Raw genomic sequence first — 786 nt, forward strand, 5'->3', positions numbered from 1 at the left:
TTTCTCTTTAGTCTCCCCGAGAACTGTTTGCTCGTGTACTGGAAGCCTCGGTCACTGTGAAACAATGGATGTGCCTCGGGCTCACGCTCTACAGCTTCATCAAACGTGCTCATAACCAGCGGATTGTCATTATGCTCGCCGATTTTATATGCCACGATCCTGCGATCATAGAGATCCAGTATGGCACTCAGATATACTTTGTGAGCGTTCCCCCCGACGTAATACTTGAACTCAGTGACATCCGTCAGCCATTTCTCGTTCGGTGCGTCTGCGTGAAAGTCACGGTTGAGATAGTTTTTGGCGATATGTGCAGGGTCTTGGCTGCTTCTGGTGCAGCTCTTTGGCCTCCACTTGATCGTGGATTGAATACGCTCTCCGCGACAGATCCTGAGTACCCGCTTATCGTTCACTGCGATGCCGTGATTCCTTTCCAGTTCGTCCCTGATTCGCCGGTAACCCATATCCGGATGGTTCTCATGAATGGCCTTGATCTTCTCGGAGAGCTCGGTATTGTACTTCTCACTGAAGCTGACAGGACCTTTAAGCCAGCGATAATACGCGCTGCGCGAAAGCCGCTGGCACTGACAGAGCTTTTGCAGGGGGTAGTGCTTGGCTTCAGTCAGTTCTTTGATCGCTTGGTATTTGTAGGGATGTCGAGTCAGAGAGAGCGATCTTTCATCTCTAACTCTCTGATTTTTTTAACAGGTCGTTCTCCATCTGAAGGTCGCGGTTCTTGCGTTCCAGTTCTGCAATCCTGTGGCGCTGCTTTTCCTCTGGTGTCCGGGC

The 786-nt window shown here is 50.8% G+C and carries 1 protein-coding gene; it reads right to left on the reverse strand.

The genetic code is table 11. The features are described 5' to 3' along the window. The coding region (locus HMPREF1249_RS07830) for an IS3 family transposase (protein WP_342399225.1) at positions 1 to 662 on the reverse strand (662 nt) is incomplete at its 3' end. Between the last annotated feature and the right edge of the window lie 124 nt (positions 663 to 786).

The organism is Jonquetella sp. BV3C21 (assembly GCF_000468895.1).
Lineage (GTDB): Bacteria > Synergistota > Synergistia > Synergistales > Dethiosulfovibrionaceae > Jonquetella > Jonquetella anthropi.